At 70.1% G+C, this 14646-nt stretch carries 13 protein-coding genes; 7 read left to right on the top strand and 6 right to left on the bottom strand.

All coding sequences use genetic code 11. From position 1 onward, the window contains the following. Positions 1 to 4 precede the first annotated feature (4 nt). Together ptsP and K8556_RS32120 are read left to right on the top strand one after the other, a co-directional pair. Positions 5 to 1816, top strand: coding sequence for a phosphoenolpyruvate--protein phosphotransferase (gene ptsP, locus K8556_RS32125; RefSeq protein WP_223743926.1), 1812 nt, complete (start codon positions 5 to 7; stop codon positions 1814 to 1816). A gap of 95 nt (positions 1817 to 1911) precedes the next feature. Beyond that, on the top strand, positions 1912 to 2253 hold the full coding sequence (locus K8556_RS32120; protein WP_223743925.1) for a hypothetical protein: 342 nt from the start codon (positions 1912 to 1914) through the stop codon (positions 2251 to 2253). A gap of 25 nt (positions 2254 to 2278) precedes the next feature. On the opposite strand, the gene K8556_RS32115 is transcribed toward K8556_RS32120, so the two are convergent. The 5 genes from K8556_RS32115 to K8556_RS32095 form a co-directional block, all read right to left on the bottom strand. After that, a complete protein-coding gene (locus tag K8556_RS32115) occupies positions 2279 to 2821 on the bottom strand; it encodes an MgtC/SapB family protein (protein WP_223743924.1) in 543 nt (180 codons plus the stop codon). 12 nt (positions 2822 to 2833) lie between these two features. Next, positions 2834 to 3439 carry an MXAN_6521/LA_1396 family lipoprotein gene (locus K8556_RS32110; RefSeq protein ID WP_223743923.1) on the bottom strand — a complete coding sequence of 202 codons (606 nt, stop codon included), beginning with the start codon at positions 3437 to 3439 and terminating at the stop codon, positions 2834 to 2836. 99 nt (positions 3440 to 3538) lie between these two features. Beyond that, on the bottom strand, positions 3539 to 6190 hold the full coding sequence (locus K8556_RS32105; protein ID WP_223743922.1) for an RND family transporter: 2652 nt from the start codon (positions 6188 to 6190) through the stop codon (positions 3539 to 3541). A gap of 117 nt (positions 6191 to 6307) precedes the next feature. Continuing rightward, positions 6308 to 8476, bottom strand: coding sequence for a site-specific recombinase (locus K8556_RS32100; protein ID WP_223743921.1), 2169 nt, complete (start codon positions 8474 to 8476; stop codon positions 6308 to 6310). Between the two features lie 119 nt (positions 8477 to 8595). Then, entirely contained in the window at positions 8596 to 9186 is a 591-nt protein-coding gene (locus K8556_RS32095) for an ABC transporter substrate-binding protein (RefSeq protein ID WP_223743920.1), read from the bottom strand. A 239-nt stretch (positions 9187 to 9425) separates the two neighbouring features. Between K8556_RS32095 and metK the strand changes: the two genes are divergently transcribed. From metK to K8556_RS32080, 3 genes are all read left to right on the top strand, one after another. Then, on the top strand, positions 9426 to 10616 hold the full coding sequence (gene metK, locus K8556_RS32090) for a methionine adenosyltransferase (RefSeq protein WP_223743919.1): 1191 nt from the start codon (positions 9426 to 9428) through the stop codon (positions 10614 to 10616). A gap of 128 nt (positions 10617 to 10744) precedes the next feature. Continuing rightward, entirely contained in the window at positions 10745 to 11662 is a 918-nt protein-coding gene (locus tag K8556_RS32085; protein WP_223743918.1) for a methionyl-tRNA formyltransferase, read from the top strand. Between the two features lie 142 nt (positions 11663 to 11804). After that, complete coding sequence (locus tag K8556_RS32080; protein WP_223743917.1) at positions 11805 to 12212, top strand: type II secretion system protein GspG; 408 nt, start codon at positions 11805 to 11807, stop codon at positions 12210 to 12212. Positions 12213 to 12407: 195 nt separating this feature from the next. Here the strand turns inward: K8556_RS32080 and K8556_RS32075 are convergent, their stop codons facing one another. After that, positions 12408 to 12881 (bottom strand): YchJ family protein, encoded by a 474-nt coding sequence (locus K8556_RS32075; RefSeq protein WP_223743916.1) that lies wholly within the window; start codon positions 12879 to 12881, stop codon positions 12408 to 12410. A 127-nt stretch (positions 12882 to 13008) separates the two neighbouring features. Between K8556_RS32075 and K8556_RS32070 the strand changes: the two genes are divergently transcribed. Next, positions 13009 to 13902 carry an undecaprenyl-diphosphate phosphatase gene (locus K8556_RS32070; RefSeq protein ID WP_223743915.1) on the top strand — a complete coding sequence of 298 codons (894 nt, stop codon included), beginning with the start codon at positions 13009 to 13011 and terminating at the stop codon, positions 13900 to 13902. A gap of 14 nt (positions 13903 to 13916) precedes the next feature. After that, positions 13917 to 14540 carry a CoA pyrophosphatase gene (locus K8556_RS32065; RefSeq protein ID WP_223743914.1) on the top strand — a complete coding sequence of 208 codons (624 nt, stop codon included), beginning with the start codon at positions 13917 to 13919 and terminating at the stop codon, positions 14538 to 14540. The last annotated feature ends 106 nt before the right edge of the window (positions 14541 to 14646 follow it).

Here is a 14646-nt window from a genome sequence, read left to right as displayed (position 1 = left end):
AACCGTGAGCAGCCAGGCCACCCCTACACTCAGGTTGACGGGCATCGGCGCCTCCCCGGGCGTGGCGGTGGGCCATGCCTTCATCCTGGACAGGAAGCGCATCCGCACGCCCAAGCTGCGCCTGGCGGACGCGGAGGTGGAGCCCGAGCGGATGCGGATGAAGACCGCCATCGACCTGTCCGACCGCCAGCTCGCGGAGTTGAAGGACCAGATTACGCGCACGGAGGGCAGCGACCACGCCCTCATCCTGGAAGCGCACCGGCTGATGCTCCACGACCCCATGCTCGTGGACGAGGTCAACCGCCTCATCGTGGAGGACCGCATCAACGCGGAGTGGGCCGTTCGCCGCACGGCCCGGAAGATCAAGCACCTCTTCGACAACATCCCGGACGAGTACTTCCGCGAGCGCCGCTCGGACGTGGACTACGTGGCCGACCGCATCATCCGCAACCTGATGGGCCAGGTGGTGGACGAAGACGTGGAGGTGCCCGCGGAGGCCATTGTCGTCGCGCATGACCTGCCGCCCGCGGACGCCGCGATGATGGCTCGCAGCGGACGCGTGGCGGGCTTCGTCACCGACCTGGGCGGACAAACGAGCCACACCGCCATCGTCGCCCGCGCGCGGGAGACGCCCGCGGTGGTGGGCGCGGGGCGCGCGAGCGAGCAGATCTCCCCGGGCGACCTGGTCGCCATGGACGGCACGCGCGGCGTGGTGCTGGTGAACCCCACGGAGGACCAGCTCGCGCTGTTCCGCGAGGAGCAGCGCCGCTACCTGGAGAGCGAGCAGTTGGCGCTGGCCACGAAGGACCAGCCCTCGGTGAGCACGGACGGCTTCCGCATCCGGCTCAACGGCAACATGGAGTTCCTGGAGGAGATCCCCTCGCTGCTGGCGCACGGCGCGGAGGGCATCGGCCTGTACCGCACGGAGTTCATGTTCCTGGACCGCAAGACGGCGCCCACGGAGGAGGAGCACTACCGCGCCTACAAGCAGGTGCTGGAGGCCATGGGCGGGCGCCCCGTCACCATCCGCACGCTGGACCTGGGCGGCGACAAGGTGCCGGGCAAGACGAAGCACGAGAAGGAGCCCAACCCGGCCATGGGCCTGCGGGCCATCCGCTACTGCCTGTCCAACCGGGAGCTGTTCCGCGTCCAGTTGCGCGCCCTGCTGCGCGCGAGCGTGCACGGCAACCTGCGGCTGATGTTCCCGCTCATCTGCGGCGTCAGCGAGCTGCGGGAGGCGCGCACGGAGCTGGAGGCGTGCCGCACGGCGCTGGGGCGGGCGGGAGTGCCGGTGGGCAAGCGCTTCCCGGTGGGCATCATGGTGGAGACGCCGAGCGCGGCGACCATCGCGGACCGGCTGGCGCAGGAGGCGGACTTCTTCTCGGTCGGCACCAACGACCTCATCCAGTACTCGCTGGCCATCGACCGTCAGAACCGCGAGGTGGCGTACCTCTACCGGCCGCTGCACCTGTCGGTGCTGCGCATGCTCCAGAACATCGTGGACGCGGCGAAGGCCGCGAACATCCCCGTCTCCATGTGCGGCGAGATGGCGGGCGACCCGCTCTTCACCCTGGTGCTCCTGGCGCTGGGCTTCGACGAGCTGTCCATGACGTCCGGGCAGATCCCGGTGGTGAAGCGGCTGATGCGCCGGGTGAGCCGGAGCGAAGCGGTGGAGATGCTCCAGGGCGCCATGGAGCTGACGACCGCGGAGGAGATCGAGCGCTTCGTGCGCACGGAGATGGACCGGCGCTTCGGCGGCGGCCAGGAAGGCTCGCTGCTGTCACCGGTGCGTGATGTTGAACCTGAGTCCGTGTAGGCCCTGCTCCCCCGCGTGAATGCGTGGGGGGAGGGGGTCGCCGTTTCCAGGCGGAGTGCACACGTTCGCCGGACACGAATGCAGGAGGCAGCAGCGTGTTCAAGCCAACGGACATTCAGCGGGGAATGGTGGTGCGGGACCGGGACGGAGAAGCGCTCGGCGGCATCGTCGCGGTGGATCCGCGCGGCTTCACCATCGGCAAGGGGCGCATCTTCGAGCGGGAGTACCCGGTGCGCTTCTCCGAGGTCGACGACCTGGACGGGGACGACGTCTACCTGCGCCGGGACCTGGCCAGCCTCCCGGGCGCCATCCTGGCGGAGGGCGCGCTGGACCTGGACGATGAAGCGCGCCACAACATGGAAGACGCCTCGCACGCGCCGCACCGGCCGGTGGTCTACACGCACGACCTGACGGGCGCGCTGGTGCCCATGGAGTAGCGGGCGTCCGCACGCACCGCTCGCGTCACTCGGGACGGGACTCCCCTTCACCGGTGGGGGGCCCGTCCTCGCTGTTCTTGCCCTCTGCCGGCTGCTCGTGCCGCCCGCCTCCTCCGTGCCGTCCTGCCTCGGGTGACAGCAGTCGGGAGAGGGGGCGCAGCACCACCAGCGACAGGAGCGCCAGGCCCACGGTGACGCCGGCCGCCACGTAGAGGCCCAGCCCGCAGGCCAGGCCCACCGCCGCCGTCAACCAGAGGTTCGCCGCCGTGGTGAGCCCTCGCACCGCTTCCCCGTGGCGCAGGATGACGCCCGCGCCCAGGAAGCCGATGCCCACCACAATCTGGCTGGCGATGCGGCTGATGTCCGCCCGCGTGCCGGTGGGGTCCGCCCCCATCCGGAGCAGCTCCTCCGTGTACACGCTGGAGAGCGTGAAGCAGCACGCCCCCAGCGCCACCAGCGTGTGCGTGCGCAGCCCCGCGGCCTGGTTGCGCGCCTCGCGCTCCACGCCCAGCACGCCGCCCAGCAGCGTCGCGAGCATCAGCCTGCCGATGAGGACGTGGGTTTCCACCGGACCGCGAGGCTACTCGCCCAGGTCGATCTTCTCGTCCTTGTCCGCGTCGTTCAGTTCGGGATTGGGCAGCGTGTCCAGCGTGGCCACCAGCAGCTTGTAGGACGGCACCACGTAGGGCTCCACCTCCTGGCCCAGCTCCGTCACGTACTGCTCCTTGCGCTCCACGTACTTCTTGTCCTCGGAGTCCCAGCTTCCGCCCGCCTCCGCGGCCCACACCTCCTGGCCGTCGCGGCAGCGGATGAGCTGCGCGCGCACCGCCACCTCCGCGCCGTCACCCACGCGCTTCACCGCCGGGTCCAGCCAGAGCACGCCCTCGATGCCCTCCACGCACTGGTCCTTGAAGGTGGGGTCCGTGGGGCGCTCGGGGAGGGACGTGTTGGCCTTCACGATGTAGTCCCGGTTCTGGTTCAGCCACTGCCGGGCGATGAGGCTCCACAGGTCGCCAATGTACTGCTGCCCTTGAGGGAACGGCTGCGTCACCACCGCCAGCCGCTTCACCTGCAGCCGGTCCACCGTCGCGTAGTCGGGACGCAGCCGCTGGCTCTTCACCGTGCTCGCGCAACCCGTGAGCACCATCAGGCCCAGCACCGCGCCCACCCGCTTGAACGTCCCCATGGCTTGAAGCTCCCGAAGAAAAGAACGGCCCCGCGCTTCCCTCAAGGGAAGGCGGGGCCGAAAGGTCCGGCGCGGATATTAAGCGCTTCCTCCGCGCTGTCAGGCGGCGCGTGTGGAGGACGTGTCACCGCCGGAGGCGGAACCGCCCTCTTGCGAACGTCCCGCGTCCTTCTGGCGCTTGTCGTGCATGAGCTGCATCACCGCCGCCAGCACCGTGAAGGACACCAGCAGCGTGGTGATGAGGCCGATGCAGGCCACGAGGCCCATGGAGCGCAGGCCGTTGTGGCTGGCCACCAGCAGCGCCGCGAAGCCCGCCACCGCCGTCAGCGTGGAGGACGCCACCGCCGCGCCCACGCTGCGCAGCGCCACCAGCGGGGACGTGCCCTCCAGGAAGCGGTGCAAGAGGTACAGGCCGTGGCTCACGCCGAAGCCCAGGAGGATGGGCAGGATGATGATGTTCATGAAGTTCAGGCGCAGGTCGAACAGCGCCATGAAGCCCATCATCATCGCCAGGCCCACCGTCAGCGGAATCACGGACGCCAGCGCCAGCTTCGCGTTGCGGAAGTCCGCGAAGTGCATCACGAGAATCCACAGCGCGGTGAGGATGACCGTGAGCTTCGCGTCCTTGAGCACCATGCGCGCCAGCGACGCGTAGAGCTGCGTGGCGCCCGCGGCGCGGAACTCCTTCTCCACCGGCGGGCCGGAAGGGCCGGCGTCCGTGAACTTGCCCGGCGTCACCATGCCCTTGATGGAGCTGGTCTGGTCCGCGAACTGGAGCATCTGCTTGCCGTCCCACAGGTCCACGCTCGGGTAGATGAACGTGAGGTAGCCGTGGTTCTCCGGGCTCGTCGTGGGCAGGTGCCGGAACTGCGAGGCGTAGATCTCCGGCACGTGGTGCACGTCGAAGGGGCGCGCCTCCAGCATCTTGAAGAACAGGGCCGCCTTCTCCTGCGTCTCCGGCGGCAGCGCCTTCACGTCGATGTCCTTCAGCTCCTCCTGCCACTCCTCCAGGATCTTCGTGTTCGCCTGCGCGATGCCCTCCGGCGGCACGAAGGTGAACAGGCTCATCACCTGGGAGATGGCGGGGCGCTTCTTCGGGTCGGTCGTCAGCTCCTTGTAGAGGGCCTCCGTCTCCGCCAGGTCCTTGGTGTAGACGGCGAGCGGGTCGCTGGCGATCTTGAAGCGCGCGTTGATTTCATCCTGCAGCACCACGGACGGCTGGTTCGCCGGCATCAGCGCGCGGGTGTTGTAGTTGAAGCGCACGCCGTACGGCAGCCGCGCGAAGAAGCCCGCGTCCGCCGGGGGCTCGCCGCTCTTCCACGGGATGGCCGCGCCGCACACCACCGCGACAATCACGCAGCCCACCGCCAGCACCAGGCCGGGGCGCGGGATGCGCAGCTCCTTGCCGGTCGCGCTGACCGCGGGCGGCGGCTTCATGATGCCGATGAGCTTCTGCGGAAGCTCCGGGTCGCGCCGGCCGGCCAGCGCCAGCATCGCCGGGCACCAGGAGAACAGCGTGAAGCCCAGCATCAGCGTGCCCGTGCCGGCCAGGAAGCCGAACTGGGAGAAGCCTTTGAACTCGCTCACCATCAGCACGTAGAAGGAGCCCGCCACCACCACCGCGGACACCAGCGCCGGGCGGCCCGCGTTGATGACCGCGTCGCGGATGGCCACGTCGTAGCGCTTGCCCGCGCCCAGCTCCAGGCGCGTGCGGAAGATGAAGTGGATGCCGTAGTCGATGCCGAACCCCATCAGGATGCCGCCCAGGATGGAGGTGATCATGTTGAGCTCACCCAGCGTCGCGTAGGTGAAGCCCAGCGTGTACAGCGTGCCCGCCACCGTGCCGCTCACCACGATGAGCGTGGGCGCCCACTTGCGGAAGAACGCGATGGTGATGGCGAAGATGGCGACGAGCGCGATGATGGTGACCGGCTGGAGCGAGTCCTCGATGGCGTACGAGTCGTCCACCGCCGTCTTGTAGGAGCCCGTGAAGCCGTAGGCGACCGTCTTCTTGTCGCCCATCTTGTAGTAGTCCTCCACCAACTGCACGCCCGCGGCGTTGCTCTTGGAGTACTGCTCCAGGTCCACGCGCAGCTTGTCCACGTACTGCTTCGTCTGGCCAATCTGGTTGGTGTCCCACATCGGCTTGATGAGGAGCAGCAGCAGCTTGCGGTCCTGGGAGATGTAGTAGTCGTCCGCGATGCTCTTGTTGCCAACGCTGGAGTACTTGTCGACCAGGTCCTGCAGGTCCAGCTTCACCGGCTCCGTCTTCTTGATCTCGATGTAGAAGGGGTTCGCGCGGCGGATCTGATCCTTGAGGAACGCCATGATGCGGCGCTTGCCCTCGGCCAGGTCCTCCGTCTTCACGAACAACACCATGTTGTTCTGAACGAACTCGACCGGAATCTTGTAGGTGACGGAGCGCGCGTTCTGCTTGTCCTTGCCCACCATCGCGGCCACGTCGTCCGCGACCTTCTTGAGCGTGGCCTCGTCGTCACCGCGGAAGGTGAGCATGAAGAAGCCGCTGCCGCCCACCATGTCGATGACCCGCTTGACGTCCTTCACCTCCTGCAGGTCCTGGGAGATGAGGTCCAACTGGTTGGAGTTGATGGTCAGCTTCGACGTGCCCCACACCGCCAGGCCGAGCAGCAGCAACAGCACGGTCATCACGGTGCCGGGGCGCCGGACCAGCATCTCTGCGTAGGCCAGGGCGAGGCGGGGCGGGGGATGGGAGGAAGGATTGCCGCTCATGGGCGCGGGACCCTACCGCCGAACGTCCCCGCCCGGAAGCAAAGCCCGGGATGCCTGTCCGCCCTACCTCCGCGCGAGACAGGGCCTCTTGGCTCTCGGGAATAACCCCTCGGCGCGTCAGGTCCCCGGGGGCGCCGCCAGGGGGACGACCTGCTCCTCGGTCCCACCCGTGGCGGGCGCGTCGCGGGGCGGCAGGAGGAAGGGGAGCGGGCTGCGCAGGAAGCGCAGGAACACGGCGCCCAGGAAGCGGGGGCCCTCGCGGACCGGCACGTCGCGGGCGCGCAGGGCCACGCCCAGGGCCAGCGCGAAGGACACGCCGAAGTTGACGACGCCCACGATGAGCACCCCCGCGGCGGCCGCCAGGAAGCCCGGCTCCAGCACGGCGGAGGGGCCCAGCGCGCACCCGGCCAGGGCCAGCGAGCCGAAGGCGAAGGTGACGTGCCGCACGTCCAGGGGGACGCCGAAGAAGCCGCCCACGCCCGGCGCCACCGCGAGCAGCACGCCCAGGGTGACGCTGCCGCCCACGCCCGCGGCGTGGTGCTCGAGCGCGTCCGCCACCCTGCGCGCGCCGTTCACGCCGAAGACCGCGCGCAGCACCCGGTGGTGGGCCAGCGCCTCCGGCAGGCGGCGGTAGACGATGAAGTTCTCGAACCAGCCCGCGGCCACGCTGGACGCCCACAGCAGCACGCCGGTGAGCGCGGCGTAGAGCAGCGTGGCGCTCTTCCAGGGGTGGAGCGTGTCCACGACGTGGCGGGCCTTCTCCTGCGACAGGAACGTGTGGCCCGTGAGCGACTGGAAGCCCAGCGCGAGCGCCACCGCGACGGGCAGCACGCAGCCCAGGTTGCCCAGGATGGCCGCCAGTTGGGAGCGGGTGACGCGCGGGACCAGCGCGGACAGGCGCTCCATGCGCCGGGCGCGGCTGTCCGGGCCGGTGTCCTCGCCCACCGCCGCCGCCAGCGTGGAGGCCGTCATGGACGGCTGCTTGGTGGCCAGCGTGAGGCCCAGCAACTGCATCACCACGAAGGCGCCCGCGTAGTTGAGCGCGACGAAGAGGCCCGCGAAGAAGGGGGCCAGCGGCAGGCCCGTGAGGACGAACTTCATCGCGGCGGCGAACGCGGTGAGCAACCCGCCGCCCGCGGCCGAGTGCACCATGTGGTGGAACTCGGCGGGCGTGGAGGTGATGTAGTGCTCACCGGTGTTGCCGGTGCGCTCGATGATCTTCCGCGCCATCAGCCGCGAGTTGCGCCGCACCAGCGCGCGCACGGAGCGGTCCGAGTGCGCCAGCCGCAGCAGGTCCGACAGGAGCGCCAGCGCCTCGCGCCAGCGGGGCTCGCCGCGGGGCGCGCCCAGCACCCGCGCGATGGCCTCCATCCGGTCCAGGCCGCGCTGGATGCGCTCCAGCCGGTACACCAGGTCCACGCTGACGCCCGAGTCCTCCAGGTGCCGGGTGACGGTGCGCACCACGCCGCGGCAGTCCTCCACCGCGCGGGCCAGGTCCGCCAGCGCCTCCTGGGCCCCGTCGCGCGCCAGCACCGCGTCGGACACCAGCCGCAGCCGCAGGAAGGGGGACGCGCGGAAGGCCAGGTCCGGGGTGCGGTCGCGCACGTCCTCCGCCAGCCCCAGCCCCGCCACCTGCACGCCCAGCAGCAGCAGCGCGTCCATCAGGTCCCCGCGCACGCGCGAGGACGGGGTGGGCTCCGGTGGGGGCGGCTCGCCCACCAGCGCCGTCAGCCGCGCCAGCAGCATGGGGGACAGCGCGCCCAGCCACTCCGCGTCCTCCGGCACCGGGAACAGGCGCAGGAGCAGCTCCGACAGCTTGCCCGGCTCCGGCGGCGCGGGCAGCACGCCGCGCACGAAGCGGTCCGTCAGCTCGGAGAAGAAGCCGTTGCCCGCGCTCAGGCCCACCTGGGCGAAGAGCTTCAGGCCCCGGCTGCCCGCGCACACCCCCGCCACCAGCCGGGTGACGGACGCGCGCAGGGCGCTCTCGCCCTCCAGCACGCGCACCAGCAGGGACAGCCGGGAGTTGGCGGGGGACAGCGCGCCGTCGTCCACGTCCGTGAGGCCGTGGGCGGGGATGCGGTCGCGCATCCAGTGGATCCACCGCTCCACCCACTCCAGGCGCGGCTCCAGGCCCTCGCCGGGGACCTCCAGCAGCAGCCGGAGCAGGTCCCTTACCGCGGGGTGGCCGGGGGCCCGGGGCGCGTACTGGACGCAGAAGGCGTCCATCTCACGGTCGGACGGGGCACCCCGGAGCTGCAGCCGCGGGGCGGGGGTCGAAACACTCATTCGCCAGGCGCTCCGGGGGAGGGGGAGCGCCCCAGCCTACCCGGCCCGCGCCTCCCCCGGGAATCCGAAGGAGCGGCGAGGGCCGGGTCGCCCGGCTGCCCGGGGGGCGGACGGCTGGATTACTTCAGCTTCACCGAACCCAGCTCGTTGTTCTTGGCACGCATGGCGCCGAGCAGCCCGTCCCAGCCGCCCTCCTTGAAGAGGGGGCGGACCTGGTCGTCACGGATGCCGGTGAGCATGGAGTCGCCCAGCACGGACACGTCCACGACCTTCCAGTTGGAGCCCACCTTCTCCACCGCGTACTTGAGCTTCATCTCCTGCTTCTTCAGCGGGTGGTTGATGAAGATGGTGGAGCCCACGAGCGCCTTGTCGCCGGTCACCTGCGGCTCGTCGTAGGTGATGGAGTCCAGGTTCTTGAAGTTCTCGCGCACCTTGGGGAAGGCGATCTTCGCGAACAGGCTCTGGAAGAGCTGGGTGAACTCCTTGCGCTGGGCGTCCGTGGCCTTGGTCCATTCGTCGCCCAGCAGGAAGAGGCCCTGCTGGTCGCCGCCCAGGTTCTCCAGGGCCTTGAGGTCCTTCTCGTAGCGCACCGACTGCACCACGGTCTTCACCGGCTTGGTGATGGCTTCGGAAGCCTTGGGCGCGGCGAGCGCGGGCACGGCGAAGGTGAGGGCAACCAGGAAGGGAAGGGTGCGAATGCGTGCGTTCACGTTCATATGGGTCGGTGACCTCCGGAAGAAGGGCGCGGGTCCTGTAGCCCAGGGGAACGCCGCGCGAACCATTAAATTCATCCGGCGGGCGGGCACACCTGGGGCGTCAGGTCCGCCTGCCCGAAGGGCGCTTGCGCCGAATAAACCCGCGTGGCGACAGGTTTGACTCTGCTGGGACCGCACGTTTAGTGTCCGCCCTCTGCGCTGCGTCACCGAATTAGCGCGAAGCCCGAGAAGACATGCCTACCGACTTCCTGTTCACGTCTGAATCCGTCACCGAGGGCCACCCGGACAAGATCGCCGACCAGATCTCCGACGGTGTGCTCGATGCCATCATCGCCAAGGATCCGCAGGCGCGCGTCGCCGTGGAGACGCTCGTGAAGACGGGCCTCGCCATCGTCGCGGGCGAGGTGACGACGAATTGTTACGTGGACATCCCGAAGATCGTCCGCTCGACCATCACGCGCATTGGCTACACCGACAGCTCCATGGGCTATGACGGCCACACCTGCGGCGTCATGGTGGCCATCGAGGGCCAGAGCCAGGACATCGCGCGGGGCGTGGACAACAAGAAGGACCAGGGCGCCGGCGACCAGGGCATGATGTTCGGCTTCGCGTGCGACGAGACGCCGGAGCTGATGCCCGCGCCCATCCACTACGCGCACCAGCTCACCCGCCGCCTGGCGGAGGTGCGCCGCAAGAACCACCCGTGGATCCGCCCGGACGGCAAGAGCCAGGTCACGGTGGAGTACAAGGACGGCAAGCCGCTGCGCATCGACGCGGTGGTGCTGTCCACGCAGCACTCGGATGACGTCTCCAACAAGAAGATCCAGGAGGCCATCCGCGAGGACGTCATCCTGAAGGTCCTGCCGAAGAAGCTCATCGACAACAAGACCAAGTTCTTCATCAACCCCACGGGCCGCTTCGTCATCGGCGGCCCCATGGGCGACTCGGGCCTCACGGGCCGGAAGATCATCGTCGACACCTACGGCGGCATGGGCCGTCACGGTGGCGGCGCGTTCAGCGGCAAGGACCCGTCCAAGGTGGACCGCTCGGCCGCGTACATGGGCCGCTACATCGCGAAGAACGTCGTGGCGGCGGGCCTGGCCAGCCGTTGCGAGGTGCAGGTGTCCTACGCCATCGGCGTGGCGGAGCCTGTCAGCGTGATGGTGGAGACCTTCGGCACGTCCACCGTGCCGGAAGAGCAGATCGCCCGCGCCGTGCGCCAGGTGTTCGGCCTGCGCCCGCGCGAAATCACGGAGCACCTGGACCTGCTGCGGCCCATCTACCAGAAGACCGCCGCGTACGGTCACTTCGGCCGCTCCGAGAAGGAGTTCACCTGGGAGCGCACGGACAAGAAGGACGCGCTCCGTGAGGCCGTCGCCGCCCCCGCCCCCAAGGCGCGCACGCCCCGCCTGAAGGCGGTCTGACGCACCGGCCGCACTCCGGCTGAGCCCACGCGCTCGTCTCCTTCCCGGGGGCGAGCGCGTTTTCATTTCCGGGCATCGCGCGTGCGTTGGCCGGGCGCGCACGGCGGGTGAATTGTTAGGACACGGCCATGCCGACTCCGGGTGCCGCGTCTGGCTGGCGCATCGTGCTGCTCACCGTGGCCCCCGCGGTGGCGCACGACTTCACGTTGGCGCTGAGGGCCCAGGGGCATGACGTGGTGGCGCTGGTGGTGCCCGCGGGACTCCGGGGCCTGCGCCCGCTGGACCTGGAGGGGTGGGCGGAGCTGGGGCGGCTCTTCGAGGCCGCGCCGCCGCCGGTGGACGTGCTGTGGGTGAGCGAGCGGGCGCACCTGACGCCCCGGCTGGCGGGCCTGAAGCCGGACCTCCTCCTGTGCTTCTTCTTCCCGTGGAAGCTGTCGCCGGAGGCGCTGGCGCTGCCGAGGCTGGGGGCGGTGAACGTGCACCCGTCCCTCCTGCCGCGCTACCGGGGGCCCTGTCCGCTGGGGTGGGCGCTGCGCGAGGACGCCCGCGAGCTGGGGCTCACCTTCCACCGCATGGACGCGAGCTTCGACACCGGCCCCGTGCTCGCGCGGGGGACGTTCCCCGTGGTGGACGAGGACACGGAGGAGGTCCTCTTCGAGAAGCTGCTGCTTTCGGCGCGCGGGCTGTTGCCCGGGGTGGTGGAGGGCGTGGCGCGGGGAGAGGCGGGCGAGCTCCAGGCGGAGGCGGACGCCACCTTCGCGCCCTTCTTCGAGCCGGCGTACCGGGACATCGACTGGCGCGACAGCGCGCGCGCCGTGCACTTGAAGGTGCGCGCGTGCCGCTTCGCCTGTTGGCGCGAGGGGCGGGGCGAGGCGAGGGCGGTGCTCCAGGGCCGCTGGGTCCGGGTGCAGCGCACGCGGGCGTGGCGGGGCGAGGACCCCCACGCGCGGCCGGGCACGCTGCTGGCCCGGCAGGGGGATGAGCTGCTGGTGCAGTGTGGAGACACGCCGCTCTGGGTGGTGTCGCACGCGCCGGAGGACGCCTGAGCGGGCCGCTGCCGCACGGCCCTGGGGCGGAGTGACGTGGGCCCATGGGTTGCAATGGCAGTCATCCCGGAAGGCAGAGGGGCCTTCCGTGAGGGACACGCTGACAGCGGCCCGTGCCGGTCCGCGTGCCAGAGAGACAGACATGGACAAGAAGCAGCGACGTCAGCGCGGCATGACGCTGATTGAAATCATGGTTGTCATCACCATCCTGGGCCTCATCGCGGCCGCCGTGGGCGTGTCGGTGATGGGGCAGTTCGGCCAGGCGAAGCAGCAGCGCGTGGGGCTGGACTTCGGCTCGCTGGGGCAGGGCCTCCAGTTGTACGCGATGAAGAAGGGCCGGCTGCCGGACACCTCCACGGGGCTGCGCGCGCTGGTGGAGGAGAACATCCTCCCGGAGCTGCCGCGCGACCCGTGGGGCAATGACTACGTGTACACGCTGGACAAGGGCGTGCCGGCCATCGTGTCACTGGGCGCGGATGGCGCGCCGGGCGGCGACGGGGATGACCGGGACCTCTCGTCGCTCGACCGGGACGCGCGGTCCCGAGGGTGACGTGAGGAGGAAAGGGTGCTGCCCGAGTGGAGAAGCCACGATTGGGTGGCGTTTCAGGCCAGGAGCGGATTCGAACCGCGAGCCCCATGGTGGTGGAGCCTTACCAGAGCGTGTAGGGCCTCTCCGGCCGGGCAGCACCTCCAGGGACGCAAACGCCGCGAAAATCCTGACGGGGATTTTCGCGGCGGCGCCCTTTCAGTCCGTGGGGAAGGTCTCGAGCGTGAGGGACTCCGGCGGGACCTTCAGCTCGCGCGGCAGCTTGAGGACGCCGTCCAGGTAGCGCCAGCCGGTGCCGTCGTGGCGGAAGTCCGAGCGCTCCACGAAGGACTGGTCCCTTCCCTTCTCGAACACCCTGGCGAAGAAGAGGACGCGGGCGAGCCCCGAGTCGTCCGGCGGCTGGTGACCCATGACGACCAGCCCCGGGTACTGGTGGGCCTGGGCGAAGGCGCGCAGCTCGCGCACGACGTCCGCTTCCGGACGGGCCCTCATCGGGTGTTCAGGGTGGAGCGTCTTCCAGAGGTAGGCGGCGTCGCGCTGCGCGAAGGCGCTGTAGCGGCTGCGCATGAGGCGCTCGGCGTCCGGGGCTTCCGCCTCGCCTTTGTGGAAGGGGGCGCAGCACTGCTTGTAGCGCTGGCCGGAGGAGCAGGGACACAGGGGGACGGGGGGCATGGCGGGGGCCAAGCCTACCCGGCTTCCCCGCGTGGACGGTCGAATGGCGGACCCGGACCCCGGTGTGGGGAACCTTCGCGCTTGCGGGGCAGGGGGGCAGGGCATATCCCTGGCGGCCACGCCCCCTATGAGCCTGCTCGAAGCCATCGTCCTGGGTCTGGTCCAGGGTCTCACGGAGTTCCTGCCCATCAGCTCCACCGCGCACCTGCGCATCACGCCGGAGCTGTTCGGCTGGCCGGATCCGGGCGCGGCGTACTCGGCCATCATCCAGTTGGGCACGGTGGCCGCGGTGCTCATCTACTTCCGCAAGGACATCGTCGCGCTGGTGAAGGCGTTCGTCGTGGGGCTGGTGAAGCGGGACCCGTTCGGCACGCTGGAGGCGCGGCTCGCGTGGTTCGTGGGCGTGGGCACGCTGCCCATCGGCATCTGCGGGCTGGCGTTCAAGAAGCTCATCGAGACGCAGTTCCGTTCGCTCTACGTCATCGCGGGCAGCCTCATCGTGCTGGCCATCGTGCTGTTCGTCGTGGAGAAGCGCGCGTCGCACCAGCGCACCGTGGCGGACATGACGTGGAAGGACGGCATCCTCATCGGCCTGTGGCAGGCGCTGGCGCTGGTGCCGGGGTCGTCCCGGTCCGGCACGACGCTCACGGGCGGCCTGTCGCTGGGGCTCAAGCGCGAGGACGCGGCGCGCTACTCGTTCCTGCTGTCCATTCCGGCGACGACGCTGGCGGGCATCTTCGAGTTGAAGCACCTGCTGGAGGCCACGCAGCGTCCGTCGACGGTGGCACTGGTGGTGGGGACGCTGGTGGCCTTCCTGTCGGGCATGGCGGCCATCGCGTGGCTGTTGAGCTTCCTGAAGCGGCGCACCACCTTGGTGTTCGTGGTGTACCGCATCGCGCTGGGGCTGCTGCTGCTGGGGCTGTTGCAGGCGAACGTCCTCAAGCCGATGTCCGGCGTGGAGAACCTGGCGACGCCCGAGGCTCCGACGAAGCCTCCGGTGGAGAAGCAGATCACGGACTGAGGAAGGGGGAGGTCGTGCGCGTGCAGGCCCTGTTCGATGCGCTGGAGACGCGGCTGACGGCGAGGCCGGCGCGGACGTTCGAGTGGAAGGGCCGGGCGCTGCGAGAGGCCGCGGTGCTGGTGCCCCTCTTCGAGCGGGACGGCGTGCCCCACGTGGTCTTCACCCGGAGGCCCGCCACCCTGCGCACGCACGCGGGGCAGTACGCGTTCCCGGGCGGAGGCCAGGAGGCCCGGGACGTCACCCCGGTGGAGACCGCGCTGCGCGAGACGGAGGAGGAGCTGGGCATCGCGCGCACCCACGTGCGCGTGCTGGGCCTGCTGGACGAGACGCCCACCACGTCCGCGTACCGCATCCGCCCCTACGTGGGCGTCGTCCCGGGGGACGGGCGGTACGTGCCCAACCCGGTGGAGGTGGACCTGGTGCTGGAGGTGCCGCTGGCGCGCCTGCTGGACCCCGCCATCCTCCGGGTGGAGCGGCACACGTGGGAGGGGATGGAGCACGACGTGCACTTCTACACGCACGGCGAGCACGTCATCTGGGGCGCCACGGGGCGCATCCTGCGCAACTTCCTGCAGTTCGTGGCGGAGGTGCCGGGCATCCACGACCTGCTGGACGCTCCCCCGCCTGCTGGCCGCTGAGCCACGAGGCCGTGCTGGCGGGCGGCCCCCGCGGAGAGCGCCTTGTCGCTCCGGAGGGCCGTTCCCACGTTGAGGGGGAAGCCTTCGAAAGGGCGCGTACGTGGAC

It is taken from the genome of Corallococcus sp. AS-1-12, assembly GCF_020036995.1.
Classification (GTDB): domain Bacteria; phylum Myxococcota; class Myxococcia; order Myxococcales; family Myxococcaceae; genus Corallococcus.
This window is presented reverse-complemented; position numbering and strand designations above follow the sequence as displayed.

Excerpts from the sequence above, each read along its gene's own strand:
- K8556_RS32110 (WP_223743923.1), bottom strand. The coding sequence starts at position 3,439 with ATGGGGACGTTCAAGCGGGTGGGCGCGGTGCTGGGCCTGATGGTGCTC.
- K8556_RS32105 (WP_223743922.1), bottom strand. The coding sequence starts at position 6,190 with ATGAGCGGCAATCCTTCCTCCCATCCCCCGCCCCGCCTCGCCCTGGCC.
- K8556_RS32100 (WP_223743921.1), bottom strand. The coding sequence starts at position 8,476 with ATGAGTGTTTCGACCCCCGCCCCGCGGCTGCAGCTCCGGGGTGCCCCG.
- metK (WP_223743919.1), top strand. The coding sequence starts at position 9,426 with ATGCCTACCGACTTCCTGTTCACGTCTGAATCCGTCACCGAGGGCCAC.
- K8556_RS32085 (WP_223743918.1), top strand. The coding sequence starts at position 10,745 with ATGCCGACTCCGGGTGCCGCGTCTGGCTGGCGCATCGTGCTGCTCACC.
- K8556_RS32080 (WP_223743917.1), top strand. The coding sequence starts at position 11,805 with ATGGACAAGAAGCAGCGACGTCAGCGCGGCATGACGCTGATTGAAATC.
- K8556_RS32075 (WP_223743916.1), bottom strand. The coding sequence starts at position 12,881 with ATGCCCCCCGTCCCCCTGTGTCCCTGCTCCTCCGGCCAGCGCTACAAG.
- K8556_RS32070 (WP_223743915.1), top strand. The coding sequence starts at position 13,009 with ATGAGCCTGCTCGAAGCCATCGTCCTGGGTCTGGTCCAGGGTCTCACG.